The organism is Lentzea cavernae (genome assembly GCF_014653695.1).
Taxonomy (GTDB): domain Bacteria; phylum Actinomycetota; class Actinomycetes; order Mycobacteriales; family Pseudonocardiaceae; genus Lentzea; species Lentzea cavernae.
The window spans coordinates 117,306-134,964 of sequence record NZ_BNAR01000017.1 but is presented as its reverse complement, the minus strand read 5'-3'; the positions used below and the strand labels follow the sequence as shown (position 1 = coordinate 134,964).

At 69.9% G+C, this 17,659-nt stretch carries 15 protein-coding genes; 11 read left to right on the top strand and 4 right to left on the bottom strand.

What is annotated here, in order from left to right; translation table 11 throughout:
- Positions 1 to 30: 30 nt before the first annotated feature.
- Entirely contained in the window at positions 31 to 660 is a 630-nt protein-coding gene (locus tag IE307_RS37710) for a TetR/AcrR family transcriptional regulator (RefSeq protein WP_191304245.1), read from the bottom strand.
- 127 nt (positions 661 to 787) lie between these two features.
- On the opposite strand from IE307_RS37710, the gene IE307_RS37705 reads away from it, so the two are divergent.
- The 11 genes from IE307_RS37705 (at position 788) to IE307_RS37655 (ending at position 14,517) form a co-directional block, all read left to right on the top strand.
- The gene (locus tag IE307_RS37705; protein WP_373306071.1) at positions 788 to 1,741 is read left to right on the top strand and encodes an alpha/beta fold hydrolase; all 954 of its coding nucleotides are present in this window, start codon (positions 788 to 790) and stop codon (positions 1,739 to 1,741) included.
- A 40-nt stretch (positions 1,742 to 1,781) separates the two neighbouring features.
- On the top strand, positions 1,782 to 2,780 hold the full coding sequence (locus tag IE307_RS37700; RefSeq protein ID WP_229905477.1) for a DUF3152 domain-containing protein: 999 nt from the start codon (positions 1,782 to 1,784) through the stop codon (positions 2,778 to 2,780).
- A gap of 79 nt (positions 2,781 to 2,859) precedes the next feature.
- Positions 2,860 to 4,032, top strand: a complete 1,173-nt coding sequence (gene moeZ, locus IE307_RS37695) for an adenylyltransferase/sulfurtransferase MoeZ (protein WP_191304243.1) — start codon at positions 2,860 to 2,862, stop codon at positions 4,030 to 4,032.
- A 133-nt stretch (positions 4,033 to 4,165) separates the two neighbouring features.
- Positions 4,166 to 4,963, top strand: coding sequence for a TIGR02569 family protein (locus IE307_RS37690; RefSeq protein WP_191304242.1), 798 nt, complete (start codon positions 4,166 to 4,168; stop codon positions 4,961 to 4,963).
- A 105-nt stretch (positions 4,964 to 5,068) separates the two neighbouring features.
- Positions 5,069 to 6,988, top strand: coding sequence for a molybdopterin oxidoreductase family protein (locus IE307_RS37685; protein ID WP_191304288.1), 1,920 nt, complete (start codon positions 5,069 to 5,071; stop codon positions 6,986 to 6,988).
- Entirely contained in the window at positions 6,985 to 8,556 is a 1,572-nt protein-coding gene (locus tag IE307_RS37680) for an FAD-dependent oxidoreductase (protein ID WP_191304241.1), read from the top strand. The genes IE307_RS37685 and IE307_RS37680 overlap by 4 nt, the downstream gene beginning before the upstream one ends.
- Positions 8,557 to 8,654: 98 nt before the next feature.
- The gene (locus IE307_RS37675; RefSeq protein ID WP_191304240.1) at positions 8,655 to 9,956 is read left to right on the top strand and encodes an MFS transporter; all 1,302 of its coding nucleotides are present in this window, start codon (positions 8,655 to 8,657) and stop codon (positions 9,954 to 9,956) included.
- Positions 9,957 to 10,029: 73 nt separating this feature from the next.
- Positions 10,030 to 12,486, top strand: coding sequence for a nitrite reductase large subunit NirB (gene nirB, locus IE307_RS37670; RefSeq protein ID WP_191304239.1), 2,457 nt, complete (start codon positions 10,030 to 10,032; stop codon positions 12,484 to 12,486).
- Positions 12,483 to 12,794, top strand: coding sequence for a nitrite reductase small subunit NirD (gene nirD, locus IE307_RS37665; RefSeq protein WP_191304238.1), 312 nt, complete (start codon positions 12,483 to 12,485; stop codon positions 12,792 to 12,794). The genes nirB and nirD overlap by 4 nt, the downstream gene beginning before the upstream one ends.
- Positions 12,791 to 13,882: a uroporphyrinogen-III synthase gene (locus IE307_RS37660; RefSeq protein WP_191304237.1), complete on the top strand. Its 1,092-nt coding sequence runs from the start codon at positions 12,791 to 12,793 to the stop codon at positions 13,880 to 13,882. The genes nirD and IE307_RS37660 overlap by 4 nt, the downstream gene beginning before the upstream one ends.
- Positions 13,879 to 14,517 (top strand): sirohydrochlorin chelatase, encoded by a 639-nt coding sequence (locus tag IE307_RS37655; RefSeq protein WP_191304236.1) that lies wholly within the window; start codon positions 13,879 to 13,881, stop codon positions 14,515 to 14,517. The genes IE307_RS37660 and IE307_RS37655 overlap by 4 nt, the downstream gene beginning before the upstream one ends.
- 448 nt (positions 14,518 to 14,965) lie before the next feature.
- Here IE307_RS37655 and IE307_RS37650 read toward each other — a convergent pair whose 3' ends face one another.
- From IE307_RS37650 to IE307_RS37640, 3 genes are read right to left on the bottom strand one after another with little or no spacing between them, the layout of a single operon-like run.
- Complete coding sequence (locus tag IE307_RS37650; RefSeq protein WP_191304235.1) at positions 14,966 to 15,292, bottom strand: MGMT family protein; 327 nt, start codon at positions 15,290 to 15,292, stop codon at positions 14,966 to 14,968.
- Between the two features lie 13 nt (positions 15,293 to 15,305).
- Entirely contained in the window at positions 15,306 to 16,295 is a 990-nt protein-coding gene (locus IE307_RS37645; RefSeq protein WP_191304234.1) for an alpha/beta hydrolase, read from the bottom strand.
- A 6-nt stretch (positions 16,296 to 16,301) separates the two neighbouring features.
- A complete protein-coding gene (locus IE307_RS37640; RefSeq protein ID WP_191304233.1) occupies positions 16,302 to 17,624 on the bottom strand; it encodes a cytochrome P450 in 1,323 nt (440 codons plus the stop codon).
- Positions 17,625 to 17,659 lie beyond the last annotated feature (35 nt).

The window sequence follows — 17,659 nt, the reverse complement described above, 5'->3', positions numbered from 1 at the left end:
CCCGCGACTCGCGGGCCCTTTCTCGTGAGATCAGTGGTGCAGCGGGAAACCGCCACCGATGCCGCGCCACGCCAGGTTGGAGATCAGCGCGACGGCGTCCTCCTTCGGCACCCGGCGGTTGTCGGCGAGCCACGACCGCGCGGTGACCTGCGAGAGCCCGACGAGCCCGACCGCGAGCAGGCGGGCGCGTTCCTCGTCCAGCCCGGCGTCCGCGGTGATGGTCTCGGTGATCGCGTCGACCGAGTCCGTCGTGGCGCGCTCGACGGCGGCCTGCACGGAGGGTTCCGAACGCAGGTCCGACTCGAACACCATGCGGAAAGCCTGGCCCTCGCCGTCCACGAAGTCGTAGAAGGCGGCCACGGCGGCGCGCACGCGCAGCTTGTTGTCCGTGGTGGAGCCGATGGCGGTGCGCACGCGCCCGACCAGCTCGTCCACATGGGACTCGAGCAGTGCCATGTAGAGCTCGAGCTTGCCCGGGAAGTGCTGGTACAGCACAGGCTTGGACACACCCGCGCGTTCGGCGATCTCGTCCATCGCCGCGGCGTGGTAGCCGTTGGCGACGAACACGTCCTGCGCCGCTGCCAGCAGTTGCGCGCGGCGGGCGGTGCGCGGCAGTCGAACGCCCCTTCCAGCGGGTGCGCTCTGCGCCGTCTCCGTCATGGTGCCTCCAGCACGAGTGATCCGGCCGTCGGAGAGGGATTGCCAGACCGAGCCGTGTGCGCAACCTTACTCGCTGGTAGCCCGTCTCCGGGAACCATCTCGGCGTTCTTTCCCGCATCCTGGTTCGGTGAGCACCCTGATTCCTGCCCCTTTGTCCACGGTCGCGCTGCCGCCGCTGGACACGTCGCAAATGCCGTGGCCCGGAGAGTTCCAGCAGGTGGACGGCCACGAGGTGCACGTCAGGCACACGCCGGGAGACGGTCCGGAGGCCGTGTACGTGCACGGTCTTGGCGGGTCTTCGACGAACTGGACAGATCTCGCGGCGCAGCTGCGCGACCACGTCACCGGCCACTCGATCGACCTGCCGGGGTTCGGGCGGTCGGAGCCGATCCCGGGGTACGACTTCAGCCTCACCACGCACGCCCGCACGGTGACCAAGTACCTGGAAACGCTCTCACAGCCCGTGCACCTGTTCGGCAACTCGATGGGCGGCGCGATCTCGGTCATCGTCGCCGCGAGCAGGCCGGACCTCGTGAGGACGCTCACCCTGGTCTCCCCGGCCGTCCCGGACTTCCGGCCGCGCCTCGACCGCATGTCCGACCCGCGGATGGCGCTCGCCGTCCTGCCGCTCGTCGGGGCCAGGGTGCGCCGGGAGCTCGCGAAGCTGACCCCGCACCAGCGCACCCGGCAGATGCTCGAGCTCTGCTTCGCCGACCCCGACATCGTCCCGGACAACCGCATCGAGGAGTCGATCAAGGAGAACGAGGAACGCGCCCGGCAGCGGTGGGCGGGGCAGGCGCTCAACCGCAGCACGGTCGGCCTGATGCAGAGCTGGCTCACGCCGGGGGCGAAGTCGCTGTGGCGGCTGCTGCCGCTGGTGAAGGCGCCCACCCTGGTGCTCTGGGGGGAGAACGACCGGCTCGTCAGCGTGCGGAAGGCGCCGCGGACGGCGCGGACGTTGCCGAAGGGACGACTGCTGGTGCTCCCCAGGACCGGCCACGTCGCCCAGATGGAACGGCCTGCCACCGTGGCGAGGGCCGTGCTGGGCATGTGGGAGGCGGTCGACCGGCACGCATGGTGACGAACGACGGGCATACGGGGGATGTGGGACCCTGGTCGACGTGAATCGCGCCCCCGAGCGAGGACGTCCTGCTCCGCCCGCTGACCGCTACCGCCGCGGCGAGCGCCGGACCAGCGCGGAACCGCTCGCGGCCGCCTGGGAACCCGACGCGACCCAGGCGATGCGGCGCCCCCGCAAACCCCGCGGCGTCAAGAAGCTCGTCGCCAACTACGGGTGGCGGATCTACGCGATCCCGGTCCTGCTCGTGCTGACGGCCCTGGTGGTGCTCGACACCATCCAGCCGAAGACGCCCGTGACCGGGGGCACCGCCGGCGGCACGAACGCCGCAGAGACGCCCGTGAGCGCGCCCGAGCCCCCCGCGTCCGAGGTGCCCGGCAAGAAGCCCGTCCTGAACATCCCGACCGCCGAGCTGCCCGGCGGCCCGGCGTTCTCCGAGGACGGCGTCGGCACGTTCAAGGTGGTCGCCGGCGCCGGCCCCCGCGTCGGCGAGGGCAACGCGCCGAAGTTCCGCAAGTACGCGATCGCCATCGAGGACGGGGTGAAGCCGGCCGACTACAACGACGACGCGGCGGCGTTCGCCCGCACGGTCGAGGGGATCCTGTCGGACCCGCGCAGCTGGGTCGGCACCAAGCAGGTCGCGCTGCAGCGCGTCGAGGGCAACCAGAACCCGGACTTCGTCGTGTCGCTGAGCACCACGAAGACGACGCACACGCTCTGCGGCAAGGAGATCCCGTTCGAGACCTCCTGCTTCAACTCCCAGCAGAAGCGCGTGATCATCAACGTCGCCCGCTGGGTCCGCGGCGCCATGGTCTACGGCTCCGACCTGGCCGGGTACCGGACGTACGTGATCAACCACGAGGTCGGGCACGCCCTGGGCAGCGGTCACGCGGCCTGCCCCGACAACGACGCCCCGGCCCCCGTGATGATGCAGCAGACGTTCGGCGTCTCGAACGACTTCGTCTCGCAGCTCAACGCCGGGCAGGACGTCGTGCCGGCCGACGGCAAGGTGTGCAAGCCGAACGCGTTTCCCGCAGGCTGAGACAGCTTTCCAACCGGGAAGAGTCGAGGCAGGGTAGACGTTGTCTCGGACACGGAGACATTCGTCGAGGAGGACCAGCATGGCGCTTCCGCCGCTCGTTGAGCCAGCCGCGGAGCTGACCAAGGAAGAAGTCGCGCGCTACAGCCGGCACCTGATCATCCCGGACGTCGGGGTGGACGGGCAGAAGCGGCTGAAGAACGCGAAGGTGCTCGTCGTCGGCGCGGGCGGCCTGGGCAGCCCGGCACTGCTGTACCTGGCCGCGGCCGGGGTCGGCACGCTCGGCGTCGTCGACTTCGACGTCGTGGACGAGTCCAACCTGCAACGCCAGGTCATTCACGGCCAGTCCGACGTCGGCCGCCCCAAGGCGGAGTCGGCGCGCGACTCGGTCGCCGAGATCAACCCGTTCGTCAAGGTGATCCTGCACCAGACGCACCTCAACTCCGAGAACGCGCTGGAGATCTTCCGCGACTACGACCTGATCCTCGACGGCACCGACAACTTCGCCACCAGGTACCTGGTGAACGACGCCGCGGTGCTGCTGGGCAAGCCGTACGTGTGGGGTTCGATCTTCCGGTTCGAGGGCCAGGTCAGCGTCTTCTGGGAGGACGCCCCGAACGGCCAGGGCCTCAACTACCGCGACCTCTACCCGGAGCCGCCGCCTCCCGGCATGGTCCCGTCGTGCGCCGAGGGCGGCGTGCTGGGTGTGCTGTGCGCGTCGATCGGCTCGATCATGGTGACCGAGGCGATCAAGCTGCTCACGGGCATCGGCGACCCGCTGCTGGGCCGCCTGATGGTCTACGACGCGCTCGAGATGTCCTACCGGACCATCAAGATCCGCAAGGACCCGGAGTCGCCGAAGATCACCGAGCTGATCGACTACGAGGCGTTCTGCGGTGTCGTGTCCACGGACGCGCAGCAGGCGGCCGCGGGCAACACGATCACGCCGCTCGAGCTCAAGCACAAGCAGGAGTCCGGTGAGGACTTCCTGCTGGTGGACGTGCGCGAGCCGCACGAGTACGAGATCGTCAAGATCCCGGGCTCGGTGCTGATCCCGAAGGACAAGATCCTCTCGGGCGAGGCGTTCTCGCAGCTGCCGCAGGACAAGCCGCTGGTGCTGCACTGCAAGTCCGGCGCTCGTTCCGCGGAGGCGCTCGCGGCGCTGCACCAGGCGGGCTTCAAGGACGCCGTGCACGTGGGTGGCGGCGTGCTCGCGTGGGCCCGCGAGGTCGACCCGAGCCTGCCGACGTACTAACGGTCGTGAGTGCGTTCGGGTGCTTCGGCACCCGAACGCACCCGTCACTCGTTCGGCTTTTCGAGTGGCGGCGCGAACCACGGCGTGTCGTGATCCACCACCCGGACGGTCTAAGCAGGTAGCGTGCCCGACCGTGACCCGGTCCCCCGAACCGCCCCCAGCGCACGTGCGTGCGGCGTTCGGGGCACGTGACGCCGAACCAGAGCTCATCGACGGCGGTCCTGCCTGGCGGTGCGGCGACGCCACGATCCGGCCGGCGCCCAAGCCCGCCGAGGCCACCTGGATCGCCAAGACCCTCGACGGTCTCGACGTGCACCACCTCCGGATCGGCAGACCGTTGCGCTCCACCGACGGCCGCTACGTCGTCGGCGGCTGGTCCGCCACCAAGTTCCTCGCCGGCCGGGCGGAGGCGCGTCACGACGAGGTCATCGCCGTCGCCCAGCGCCTGCACCAGGCCACGGCCGAGCTGCCCAAGCCCCGTTTCCTGGACGCGCGCACGGACGTGTTCGCCGTCGCCGACCGCAAGGCGTGGGACGAGGAGGACGTGCCGCTCGAGGCCGACCTCGGCGGCAGGTTGTTCGAACTGTTGAAGGAACGGCGCAAGCCGCTCAACATCAGGCCGCAGGTCGTGCACGGGGACCTGTTCGGCAACGTGCTGTTCGCGGGCAACGCGCCGCCGGCCGTCATCGACTTCACCGCCTACTGGCGTCCCGCCGAGTGGGCCGCGGCCGTGATCGCGGTGGACGCCGTCGCGTGGGGCGGCGCGGACTCCGGGCTCTTCCACCGGTGGAGCCACCAGGCCGAGTGGGAGCAGGCGCTGCTGCGCGCGATGCTGTTCCGCCTGGCCGTGCACGCGTTGCACCCGTTGTCGACGCCGCAGTCCTTCGCCGGTCTGGAACGTGCGGCTCACCACGTCTCGTCCATGCTCTGAGCGGGCCAATTAGCAGGTTCGAAACATTGCGGAGCATCGGGTTAACGCGGGCTTCCTAGCGTCAGCGGCGTGACCCATTGCCCCTACTGCGCGCTGCAGTGCTCCATGAGCGTCATCGACGGCCAGGTGACTCCTGGTCCCGGTGGGCTGTGCCAGAAGGGCTGGACGGCGGGCGAGCTGCTGCGCCATCCCGGCCGGCTCACCACTCCGCTGCTGCACGGCCGGCCCGTGTCGTGGGACGAGGCGCTGGACTTCGTGGCCTCGCGCGTCGCCGGGTACGAGCCCGACGAGGTCGCCGTGTTCGGCGGCGGCGGGCTGACGAACGAAAAGGCCTACGCGCTCGGGAAGTTCGCCCGCGTCGCCCTGAAGACCTCGCAGATCGACTACAACGGCCGGTTCTGCATGTCCTCCGCCGCGGCCGCGGGCAACAAGGCGTTCGGACTGGACCGCGGGCTGCCGTTCCCGTTGACGGACCTGCGTTCCGCGGACACCGTGCTCCTGGCGGGCTCGAACCCGGCCGAGACGATGCCGCCGTTCCTGCGGCACCTCGAAGGCGCGCGGCTGATCGTCGTCGACCCGCGCCGCACGCCCACCGCCGAGCGCGCGACGCTGCACCTGCAGCCCGCGCCCGGCACGGATCTGGCGCTGGCACTGGGTCTTCTGCACACGGCGGTCATCGAGGGCGTGATCGACAAGGAGTACGTCACCTCGCGGACCTCCGGGTTCGACGACGCGTGGCGGATCGCCGCGCAGTGGTGGCCCGAGCAGACCGAACGCGTCACAGGCGTGTCCGCCGCCGACCAGCGCGCCGCCGTGCACATGCTGGCGGGCCGGTCGTACGTGCTGACCGGGCGCGGCAGCGAGCAGCACGCGTCCGGCACCGACACGGTCTCGGCGTGGATCAACCTGGCGCTGGCGCTGGGACTTCCCGGCCGCGCCGGTTCCGGCTACGGCTGCCTGACCGGGCAGGGCAACGGCCAGGGCGGCCGCGAGCACGGGCAGAAGGCCGACCAGCTGCCCGGCTATCGCAAGATCGACGATCCCGCCGCACGGCGGCACGTCATGGACGTCTGGGGTGTCACCTCGCTCCCCGGTCCGGGCCGCAGCGCCTACGAGCTGCTCATGGCCGACGACATCAGGGCGATGCTGGTGTTCGGCAGCAACCCGGTGGTGTCGGCGCCCCGCGCGTCCGGTGTGGTCGATCGGTTCAAGGCGCTGGACCTGTTGGTGGTGGCGGACTTCGTGATGTCGGAGACCGCCGCGATGGCCGACGTCGTGTTCCCGGTCACGCAGTGGGCCGAGGAGGACGGCACCATGACCAACCTCGAAGGCCGGATCATCAGGCGCCGCAAGGCACTCGACCCGCCACCGGGTGTGCGCAGCGATCTGGAGCTGCTGCACGGCCTTGCCACGCGGCTCGGTGTCCCGAACGGTTTTCCCGTTGTGCCGCAGGAGGTCTTCGAGGAGCTGCGCCGCGCGTCCGCGGGCGGGCCCTCCGACTACTCCGGCATCACCTACGAGCGGCTGGAGTCCGAGCAGCTGCACTGGCCGGTGCCGTCGGTCGACCACCCCGGCACGCCGAGGCTCTTCCTCGACCGGTTCGCGCACGCCGACGGGCTGGCGCGGTTCGTCCCGGTCGACCACCGCGGCCCCGCCGAGCCTCCCGACGAGGAGTTCCCGTTGCAGGCCACCACCGGACGGGTGTTGCAGCACTACCAGTCGGGCGCGCAGACGAGGCTGATCGGCGAACTGCTCGCCGCCGTGCCCGAGATGTACGTCGAGGTGCACCCCGACACGGCGACGCGGGCGGGCTTGGTGGCCGGTGGCCCCGCACACGTCGTGTCCCGGAGGGGAACGGTCACGGCGGTGGTCCGGTGCGTGCCCAGCATGCGCCCCGACGCCGTGTTCCTGCCGTTCCACTTCCCCGGTGACGGCCGGGCGAACCTGCTCACCAACCCCGCGCTCGACCCCACGAGCCGGATGCCCGAGTTCAAGGTCTGCGCTGTGCGATTGGAGCCGGCATGAGGCGAGTCGTGATCGTCGGGTACGGCATGGCAGGGGCACGGCTGGCGGACGAGCTGCGCCGCCGCGACCCGGACGTGTCGGTGACGGTGGTGGGCGCCGAGCCGCACGCCGCGTACAACCGGGTGCTGCTGTCGACCGTGGTGGCGGGGGCGATGACACCGGAGTCCACGCGGCTGCACGACGACGGGTGGGCCGCGGAGCACGACGTCGACCTGCGGGTGGGGTGGGAGGTGGTGGAGATCGACCGCGCCTCGCGCTCCGTGACAGTTGCGCGGAAGCCCGCTCCCGGCACGCCGGCAACGCCTTCCGCCGCCGCAACCGTCGCAGCTGCCACTCCCGCCGTCGCTGCCGCCGCTCCGGCCGCCACCCCTGCCACCGCCGACCAAGCTCCGGCTGCCTCCGCGCCCGGCCCCGCCACCGAGTCCATCCCCTACGACGCCCTCGTCCTCGCCACCGGCAGCACCCCCTGGGTCCCGCCCGCCGAGGGCCTCACCGAGGACGGCGAGCTCGCCCCCGGTGTCGTCGCCTTCCGCACCCTCGACGACTGCGCCCAGATCGAGACCAGGGCCCAGAAGGGCATGCCGGTCGCCGTCCTCGGCGGCGGCCTGCTCGGCATCGAGGCCGCCCGCGGCCTGGCCGGACGCGGCTGCCTGGTCACCGTCGTCCACCCCGTCGGCCACCTGATGGAACGCCAGCTCGACCCCGGCGCCGGCGGCGTCCTGGCCCGCACGCTCGGCCGGCTCGGCATCGAGTTCCGGCTGAACGCCCTGGCCGCCAAGTACCTCCCCGGTGACGGCCTGATCCTCGACGACGGTTCGCACGTGCCCGCCGAGCTCGTCGTGGTCTCCGCTGGTGTGCGCGCGGAGACGTCGCTCGCGGTCGCGGCGGGCCTGACGGTGGATCGCGGCATCGTCGTGGACGACGCGTTGCGCACCAGCGACCCGCGCATCCACGCGATCGGCGACTGCGCCCAGCACCCCGGCACCGTGTCGGGCCTGGTGCAGCCCGCGTGGGACCAGGCCGCCGTGCTCGCGGACCGCCTGACCGGCGCGAATCCCGCCGCCCGATACCGGGGGACTTCCGTGGTCACGCGGTTGAAGGCACGGGACGTGGACCTCGCGGCGTTGGGGGACGTGCACACCGACGTCGACTGCCCGGACTCGGAAGTCCTGTGCTTCCAGGAACCCTCGCGCGGCCGGTACGCCAAGCTCGTGCTGCGCGACGACCGGGTGACGGGCGCGATCGTGCTCGGCGCACCGGACGCGGCCGCCACGATCACCCAGCTCTACGACCGCGGCATCCCCGCGCCGACCGACCGGCTGGCGCTCCTGCTCGGCCGCGCGCTGCCCGCCGAGGCCGCGTCGCCCGCCGATCTGCCGTCCAGCGCGGTGATCTGCCGGTGCAACACCGTCTCCAAAGGACAGATCGTGTCGGCCTGGCGGGCGGGCGCGGAGTCGTTGCCGCAGCTCGCGGAGGCGACCAGGGCGACGACGGGCTGTGGTGGGTGCAAGGACGCGGTGTGCGGGCTGCTCGACTGGCTCGGGGCCTCACAGCCCGCCACGGCGTGATGTGCGGTGGAGTTGTCTCCGCCGTCATCGGCCAGAACGCCCTGGTAATGCCCGGTTCTTAGGTTCTTCGCAGTCGTAGAACCCCGTGGAGGACGTTGATGAGCTGGATCGACCACTGGGAACCGGAGAAGCCCGAGTTCTGGGAGTCCACCGGCAAGCGGATCGCCCGCAAGAACCTGGCGCTGAGCATCTTCGCGGAGAACCTCGGGTTCAGCGTGTGGGTGCTGATGAGCATCGTGGTGGTGAGCCTCGGCTCCGCAGGCTTCGACTTCAGCGTCGGCGAGCAGTTCTGGTTGCTGATCGTGCCGAACCTGGTCGGCGCGGTGCTGCGGGTGCCGTACACGTTCGCGGTGCCGAAGTTCGGCGGGCGGTTGTGGACGACGATCAGCGCCGGGTTGCTGCTGATCCCGTGCACGATGCTCGCCTACGCCGTCTCGACGCCGGGCACGCCGTACTGGTTCTTCCTGCTCACCTCGGCCGCGATGGGCCTGGGCGGCGGCAACTTCTCGTCGTCGATGGCGAACATCTCGTTCTTCTACCCGGAGGGCAAGAAGGGCCTGGCGCTCGGGATGAACGCCGCCGGCGGCAACCTCGGCGTCGCGATCACGCAGCTCGTCGTGCCGTTCGTGATCTCGTGGGGCACCGGCATCAACCTGGCCTACGCGGCGGTGATCTGGATGCCGTTCATCGTGGTGGCCACGGCTTTCGCGTGGTTCTTCATGAACAGCCTCACACAGGCCAAACCGGACGGGCAGTCGTACCGGCTGGCTCTGTCCAACCGGCACACGTGGGTGATGTCGTTCCTGTACATCGGCACGTTCGGGTCGTTCATCGGGTACTCGTTCGCGTTCCCGTCGCTGATCAAGCTGAGCTTCGTGGACCACAAGGGATGGGTGGCGCTCGCGTTCCTCGGCGCGCTGATCGGCTCGGTGGCCCGTCCGTTCGGCGGGTGGCTGGCCGACCGGGTCGGGGGCGCGAAGGTGACGCTCTGGACGTTCCTCGGGCTCGCCGTGGGCACCGTCGGTGTGATCGTGAGCGTGGACTCGCGGAACTTCGCGCTGTTCTTCGGTTCGTTCATCGCGTTGTTCGTGCTGGCGGGTGTGGGCAACGGCTCGACGTACCGGATGATCCCGGCGATCTTCCGCACGCAGTCCGACGACGACAAGTCCGCCAAGCGCCAGGCCGCCGCCGTGGTCGGCATCGCGGGCGCGATCGGCGCGGCCGGTGGCGTGCTGGTGAACCTGGTCTTCAAGTTCTCGCTGGAGGGCTCGAAGACCCTGACCCCCGCGCTGACCGCGATCCTCGTGTTCTACGGGCTGTGCCTGGTCACGACCTGGTGGTTCTACCTGCGGCGCACCGTCTTCGCGGCGCGGCCGTCACTGGCCTACGCGGGCGTTTAACAGCGCGGACACACAGCTGACCTTGGCACGACACACCGCCCGGTGACGATTCCGGGCGGAAGGAGGGACTCCGATGACTCGAACCCTGGTCGTGATCGGCCACGGCATGGTCGGCCACCGGCTCACCGACCTCCTGCGCGACTCCGGGTGGAGGATCGTCGTGTTCGGCGAGGAATCCCGCCCCGCGTACGACCGGGTCGCACTCTCGTCCTATGTGGACACCTGGAGCTCCGCCGACCTGGAACTGCCCGCGCTGAGCGGGTGTGAGCTCCGCCTCGGCGAGAAGGTCGTCTCGGTAGACCGCGACCGCCGGGTCGTGGTCGGCGCCTCCGGTGTCGAGATCTCCTACGACGCTCTGGTGCTGGCGACGGGCTCGGTGCCGTTCGTGCCGCCGGTGCCGGGCCGCGACCTGCCCGGTTGCCACGTCTACCGCACGATCGACGACCTGGACGACATCCGGGCGACGGTCGAGGCGGCCGACCGGCCGGGCCGCAAGTCCGGGATGGTGCTCGGCGGCGGCCTGCTCGGACTGGAGGCCGCCAACGCGTTGCGCGGCATGGGGGTGTCGCCGCACGTCGTGGAGCTGGCGCCGCGGCTGATGCCGATCCAGGTGGACGACGGCGGCGCCGGCCTGTTGAAGCGGCTGGTCGAGAAGCTCGACCTGACCGTGCACACCGGCACCTCCGCCTCCTCGATCGAACGCGACGGGACGCGGTTGATCGCCAAGCTCGCCTCCGGTCTCGAGCTCGACCTGGACGTGGTGGTGTTCAGCGCCGGCATCCGGCCGCGCACCGACCTCGACCTGGGCCTGGAGCTGGGGCCCCGCGGGGGTTACCTGGTCGACGCGGCCTGCCGGACGTCCGACCCGCACGTGTTCGCGATCGGCGAGTGCGCGGCGGTCGAGGGCGTGACCTACGGGCTCGTCGCTCCCGGTTACTCGATGGCCGAGGTGGTCGCGGACCAGCTCTCCGGTGGTGCGCGGGTGTTCCCCGGCGCCGACGTGTCCACGAAGCTGAAGCTGCTCGGGGTCGACGTGGCGTCGTTCGGCGACGCGCACGCTGTCACTGAAGGCGCACTGGAAGTCGTCGTGAACAACGCGGTCGCCGGGACCTACAGCAAGCTCGTGGTCTCGGACGACGCCCGGATCCTGCTGGGCGGCGTGCTCGTCGGCGACGCCTCCTCCTACCTGTCGTTGCGGCCGTTGGTGGGCAAGGAGGTTCCGGCCGCACTGCTGCAGCCCGGCGGTGCCGTGGACGTGGAGATGCCTGCCGACGCGCAGGTCTGCTCGTGTCTCGCGGTGACCAAGCAGACGATCACGGACGCCATCCAGTCCGGTGTGGCGTGCGACGTGGCCGAGCTCAAGGCGTGCACGAAGGCCGGCACCGGTTGTGGTTCGTGCGTGCCGATGCTGAAGAAGCTGCTGACGGAGTGCGGTGTCGAGCAGTCCAAGGCGCTGTGCGAGCACTTCACGCACTCCCGTGCGGAGCTGTTCGAGATCGTCCAGGCGACGCGCATCACGACGTTCTCGGACCTGGTCTCGAAGCACGGCACCGGACGCGGGTGCGACATCTGCAAGCCCGCGGTGGCCTCGATCCTCGCGTCGCTCGGCAACGGGCACATCCTCGGCGAGGCGCAGGTGTCGTTGCAGGACACCAACGACAAGTTCCTGGCGAACCTGCAGCGCAACGGCACCTACTCGGTCGTGCCGCGCATCCCCGGCGGGGAGATCACGCCGGAGAAGCTGATCGTCATCGGCGAGGTGGCCCGCGACTACGGGCTTTACACCAAGATCACCGGTGGTCAGCGCATCGACCTGTTCGGCGCGACCGTCGACCAGTTGCCGGAGATCTGGCGCCGCCTGGTCGACGCCGGGTTCGAGTCCGGGCACGCCTACGGCAAGTCGTTGCGCACGGTGAAGTCCTGCGTCGGCACGACCTGGTGCCGTTACGGCGTGCAGGACTCCGTCGGCCTGGCGATCGAGCTGGAGCTGCGCTACCGGGGTCTGCGGTCGCCGCACAAGCTCAAGTCGGCCGTGTCCGGGTGCGCGCGGGAGTGCGCCGAGGCGCGCAGCAAGGACTTCGGCGTCATCGCCACCGAGAACGGCTGGAACCTGTACGTGGCCGGCAACGGCGGCTTCACACCCCGGCACGCCGACCTGCTCGTGTCCGATGTGGACACCGAGACGCTGATCCGCGTGATCGACCGGTTCCTGATGTTCTACATCCGCACCGCCGACCGCCTGCAGCGCACCGCGGCGTGGCTGGAAGGGCTCGACGGAGGCCTCGACCACCTGCGCGAGGTCGTCGTGGACGACAAGCTCGGCATCTGCGCCGACCTGGAGGCCGCGATGGCGTCGCACGTCTCCGACTACGCCGACGAGTGGCGCGGTGTGCTGGAGGACCCGGAGAAGCTGGCGCGCTTCACCTCGTTCGTCAACGCGCCGGGCGTCCCCGACCCCACGATCTCGTTCCGCGCGGAACGCGGTCAGCGCGTCCCCGTCTCCCTGGGCATCCCGGAGGTAGTCAGGTGATCGTCTGCGACTTCGACGTGCTGCGTCCCGAACAGGGCGTCGCCGCGTTGCTGCCCGACGGCTCGCAGGTGGCGGTGTTCCTGACCGCGGACGGCGCCCTGCACGCCCTGGACAACATCGACCCCTTCAGCGGCGCCGCCGTGCTGTCCCGCGGCATCGTGGGCGACCGCGGCGGTGTTCCCGTCGTGGTGTCACCGGTCTACAAGCAGGCGTTCGAACTGGCGACCGGCAAGTGCCTGGACCAGCCGGACGTCTCCGTCACCGTGCATGGTGTGCGCGTGCGCGACGGTGTCGTGGAGCTGACGTGACGGGACCGCTGGCGGGCTTCACCATCGGCGTCACCGCGGCCCGCCGCGCCGACGAGCTCATCGCCCTGCTGGAACGCAAGGGCGCCGCGGTGCTGCACGGCCCCGCCCTGCGCATCGTCCCCCTGCCCGACGACGCGACCCTGCACGCCGCGACGCTGGAACTCGTCTCGTCCCCCGTCGACGTCGTGGTGGCCACGACGGCCATTGGGTTTCGCGGCTGGTTCGAGGCCGCCGAGGGGTGGGGGCTGGCTTCGCGGTTGCACCGCGCGCTGGAGGGCGCCGTGGTGCTGCCGCGCGGGCCCAAGGCGAAGGGTGCGGTGCGGGCGGCCGGGCTGACCGAGACCTGGTCGCCTTCGTCGGAGTCGAACGCCGAGTTGCTGCAGTACCTGCTGCGGATGGGTGTTGCTGGCAAGCGGGTCGCCGTTCAGCTGCACGGTGAGCCGTTGCCGGACTTCGTGAACACCCTTGCGGCTGCTGGGGCTTGCGTTGTCGAGATTCCTGTCTACCGGTGGGAGCCGCCAGCTGATCTCGGGCCGTTGCAGCGGTTGATCGACGCCGTGGTGGCCGGGCAGGTGGACGCCTTGACGTTCACCTCGGCGCCCGCGGCTTCGTCGGTGTTGCGGACGGCGCCGGATTTTGGTGCCTTGGTCGCTGCTCTGCGGCGGGACGTGCTGGTGGTCGGGGTCGGGGCGATCACCGCCGGACCGTTGGTGGCCGCCGGGATTCCTGTGGTGCAGCCTGCCCGGTCGCGGATCGGGTCGATGGTGCGGGAGTTGGCTTTGGAGTTGCCTTCCCGGGCGTTGCGGTTGCGGATCGCTTCCCGTGACATGGAGATGCGAGCTCAGGCCGTGGTGATCGACGGTGAGCTCCGGCCCGTTGCGCCCGCTCCGATGGCTGTTTTGCGGACTCTGGTGGCTGCTCGTGGGCGTGTGGTGTCCCGGCAGGACCTGTTGGCCGCCTTGCCTTCCGGTGGGGAGGAGCACGCGGTCGAGACGGCGATCGGGCGGTTGCGGACCGCTCTCGGGTCGCCGCAGATGGTGTGCACCGTGGTGAAGCGCGGGTACCGGCTGGCCATGGAGCCCGCATGAAGCTGGTGCTGGCGTTCCACGGGACGCGTGATCCTCGTGGGCTTGCTGTGTGTTCTTCGATCGCTGCTGCGGTTCAGTCCTTTGTGGATGTACCGGTGGTTGTTGGTTATGCCGATGTGGTGCAGCCTGACGTTCGGTCTGTTGTAGACGGGCCTTGTGTCGTGGTGCCGGTGTTCCTGGCTGCCGGGTATCACGTTCGGGTGGACATTCCCGCGCAGATCGGGGGGCGAGATGGTGTGGTGCTGACGCCGCCCCTGGGGCTGGACGCGGTGCCCGCTGTCCGGGATCGGTTGCGGGAGGCAGGTGTCCGCCGCGGTGATGCAGTCGTGCTTGCCGCGGCGGGATCTTCTGATGCTCGGGCGCTGGCGACTGTTCGGCGGGCGGCTGAGTTGGTGGGGGCTGTTGGGGTCGGGTTCGTGGCTACTGCTTCGCCTCGGGTGGGGGAGGTGGTGGCTGGGATTCGGGGGCGGGTGGCGGTTGCTTCCTGGTTGTTGGCGCCTGGGGTGTTTCAGGGGGTTGTGGAACGGTGCGGGGCGGAGGTTGTGGCTGAGCCTGTGGGGGCGCATCCGTTGGTGGTGGAGGCGTTGGTTCGGAGGTATTGGGAGGCTCGGGGTGGGGTGTTGAGGACTGCTTGAAGCCGGTTTGTGTTGGTTTGTCGCCGGTTCCAGCGGGGTTGGTCGCGTTCGCTGGGGCTGGGTCGCCTTGCGAGGGTGGTCCTGCAGGTCGGGACGAATCACGGGGTGGCGATTGGGGCTTGACCTTGAGCCTCCGGCGGGGCGCTGAGACGGCCGGAAAAGCCGGGCTGAAAAGCGCCCGGCCGTGCCCGATGAGGGGTAGCACCTCGCCCCTCAAGGTCAAGCCCCAATCGCCATGAGCGGGGTGCACCGCTGCCCAGTCGGCAGCAGGTTCGGACGGCTCGCTGCGCATCGCCACGCCAGGTTTCGTCCGAGGTTGCCTTTGCGTTGTCGGCTGACCGGTTGGCACCGCGCGGGTGCCGTTGCGATGGCTGGTTGTGGTTCCAGCGTAGGAGCGCCTTGCTGCGCCGAGAACGCCCGCGAGCCTGCGTCGAGCTCGCCTCCGGGGCTACCAGAGGCCGGGTGGCTCGGCGGCCTCCTCCTTGCGGGCGGCCTCCCAGCGGTAGTCCCGCAGGTTCACCTTGCCGTCGAGGTTGGGCACGCCCTCCTCGTGCAACATTTGGAGTTGAGTCTCGCGGAGGTGCGGGGCGCAGGTGCCGTCGGCCTTGAGGACTCGTTGCCACGGCAGGTCGTGGCCGTCCTCGTTGAGGATGCGGCCGACCAGCCGGGGTGACGGGGCCTTCGCGAGATCTGCGATGTCGCCGTACGTCGCGACTCGTCCGCGGGGGATGGCCTTGATCAGGTCGCGGACTCGCTCGTGGATCTCTTCGTCCATCCCGTGAGTCTAGCTAGATGGTCTTCGCCCATTGGGAGACCGCGGAGTGGTAGTCGGGGGCGTTCGGGGCGTAGTTGATGGAGTGGCCGTAGCCGTTGAGGACGTAGGTGTCGAGGCGGCGGGTTGCCGGGAAGAACGGGGCCTCGTCCGCCTTGAGGGCGGCGGGGGAGGAGCAGTCGCTGCCCATGAGGGGGACGCCGGAGCTGCAGAAGTGGGTGTCGTTGCCCACGACGAGCATGACCGGGACGGTGATGGTGCGGGAGACCGGGATGATCACCGTGTTGAGCAGGATGGTGTCCACTGCTTCCGTTGCGGCGAAGACGGTTTTGGTGGTTTCGTCGAACGTGATGGAGCCCGGGACTAGCGGGCCCGGTTTGTGGAACGCGTTGTAGCGGGTGTTCGGGGCCGTGGTGAGGTAGCCGAGGTCCAGGCCTGCGGGGACCATGTTGGCGAGCACCGGGACGACGGTTATGTAGTTCATCTTGTGCGTGAAGCCGGTGACCAGGACGCCGTCCACGTCGCGGTAGGTGGCCGCTTCGATCAGGGCCATCGCGGAGCCGATGGAGTGGCCCGCGACGACCACCTTGGTGAAGCGGGGTTTCAGAGTGGTGATGACCTGGTGGACCGCGCTGGCCTGGGTGGAGGCGGTGACTAGGGCGCTCAGGGGTTTGGAGCTCCTGCCGGTGCCGAGGCGGTCCAGGGCGAGGGTGGCGAAGCCCGCCTTGTTCTGGGCCTGGGTGAACGAGTGGGTGGACGGTTCGAAGCCGACGTCCCAGTACGTCCTGTCGTAGGTGCCGCCGGGGATGAGGACCTGCACGGTCTTGGCGCCGGTGGGGACGCAGAGCCTGCCTGCCACGGTTTCCTGCGTCGTCACCAACGGGGTGAGGCCGATTCGCACGGGGTACGTGACGTCTTGGCAGGACGTGGCCGCGGAGGCCGCGGGCGGGGCTAACAGGGTTCCGGTGGCGATCAGCGCGACGGCGCACAGCCGGCGGAGACGCATGAGGGACTACCTCTCGTGCTGGTTGCGGGGGACGGCCTTCATGAGCAGGCCGTTCGGGTACGGCGCGGAGGTGAACTTCACGCGCGCCGGACGGGTGGGGACCAGTCGCCAGCGGGTGGCGATGGTGGCGAGGGTGATGACGAGTTCGGTCTGCGCGAAGGTGTTGCCCAGGCACTGGCGGTTGCCGCCGCCGAACGGGATGAACGCGCCGCGGGGCAGGCCGGCGGTGAACTCGGGGGTCCAGCGGTCGGGCCAGAAGCGTTCGGGGGACGGGAAGTTGCGCTCGTCGTGGTGCAGCGCGTGCGGGCTGACGATCACCTCGGCGCCGGCGGGGAGGGTGGCTTCGCCGAGTTGCACCTCGGTCAGGGTGCGGCGCATGACGAACCAGATCGGGTACATGCGCAGGGTTTCCTGCACGACCCGCGTTGTGTAGGTGAGGGAGGGCACGTCGGCGAACGTCACCTCGCGGTCGCCGACGACGGCGTCGACCTCGGCGTGCAATCGGCGTTCGACCTCCGGGTCGTTGCCGACCTCGTAGAGGGCCCAGGCCAGTGCGATCGCCGTGGTCTCGATGCCCGCGGTCAGCAGGGTCAGGACCTCGTCGTAGGCCTGCTGGTCGGTCATGCCCGCGCCGTCCTCGCTGGCGAGCAGCAGCATGGAGAGGACGTCGCCGTGATCGATGCCGTCCGCGCGCCAGCTCTCGATCACCTGCAGCACAACGGCTTTCATGCGGGCGATGGCCGCGTCGAACTCCCTGTTGCCCGGAAGCGGGAGCTTCTCCACGAACGACGGGGACAGCGCGCGGATCATGCCCTGTTGGATGACCGTGAAGATGGACCGGCGGACCTCCGCGACCGCGCGTTTGCCGATCTCCGTCGAGAAGAGCGTCTCACCGACGATCGTGACCGCGAGCTCCTGCATGTCGTCCTCGATGACGCGGACCTCGCCGGGGCGCCACCGCGCAGCCAACGAAGCAGCAGCACGAGCCATCGTCGAGGCATAGGCTTCAATCCGTTCGCGGTGGAACGCCGGCTGCACCAGCCGGCGCTGGCGCAGGTGGTGCTCGCCGTTCGACAGCAGCAGTCCTGTCCCCAGGTACGGCTGGAACTTGTCGAACATGGCGCCCTTGCGGAACTTCGACCCCTGCGACACCAGCACTTCGTGAGTCAGCGAAGGACTCGTGACGAAGTGCGCGTGCAGCGGACCGAGGTCGAGCCGCACCACGTCACCGCGTTCGTGCAGGGTGTCGGTGAACCTGGCGCGCCGGGTGAGCATCGCCGGGGTGTGCCCGAGCAACGGCCATCGGTGGGGAGCCACCGGGACGGGCATTCGGACTCCTGAGGAGTTGGGCCGAATGGGAAGGG

Coding starts and splice junctions, on each gene's coding strand:
- IE307_RS37655 (WP_191304236.1), top strand. CDS start 13,879: ATGAAGCTGGTGCTGGCGTTCCACGGGACGCGTGATCCTCGTGGGCTT.
- IE307_RS37675 (WP_191304240.1), top strand. CDS start 8,655: ATGAGCTGGATCGACCACTGGGAACCGGAGAAGCCCGAGTTCTGGGAG.
- IE307_RS37640 (WP_191304233.1), bottom strand. CDS start 17,624: ATGCCCGTCCCGGTGGCTCCCCACCGATGGCCGTTGCTCGGGCACACC.
- moeZ (WP_191304243.1), top strand. CDS start 2,860: ATGGCGCTTCCGCCGCTCGTTGAGCCAGCCGCGGAGCTGACCAAGGAA.
- IE307_RS37680 (WP_191304241.1), top strand. CDS start 6,985: ATGAGGCGAGTCGTGATCGTCGGGTACGGCATGGCAGGGGCACGGCTG.
- nirB (WP_191304239.1), top strand. CDS start 10,030: ATGACTCGAACCCTGGTCGTGATCGGCCACGGCATGGTCGGCCACCGG.
- IE307_RS37710 (WP_191304245.1), bottom strand. CDS start 660: ATGACGGAGACGGCGCAGAGCGCACCCGCTGGAAGGGGCGTTCGACTG.
- IE307_RS37650 (WP_191304235.1), bottom strand. CDS start 15,292: ATGGACGAAGAGATCCACGAGCGAGTCCGCGACCTGATCAAGGCCATC.
- IE307_RS37685 (WP_191304288.1), top strand. CDS start 5,069: ATGAGCGTCATCGACGGCCAGGTGACTCCTGGTCCCGGTGGGCTGTGC.
- IE307_RS37645 (WP_191304234.1), bottom strand. CDS start 16,295: ATGCGTCTCCGCCGGCTGTGCGCCGTCGCGCTGATCGCCACCGGAACC.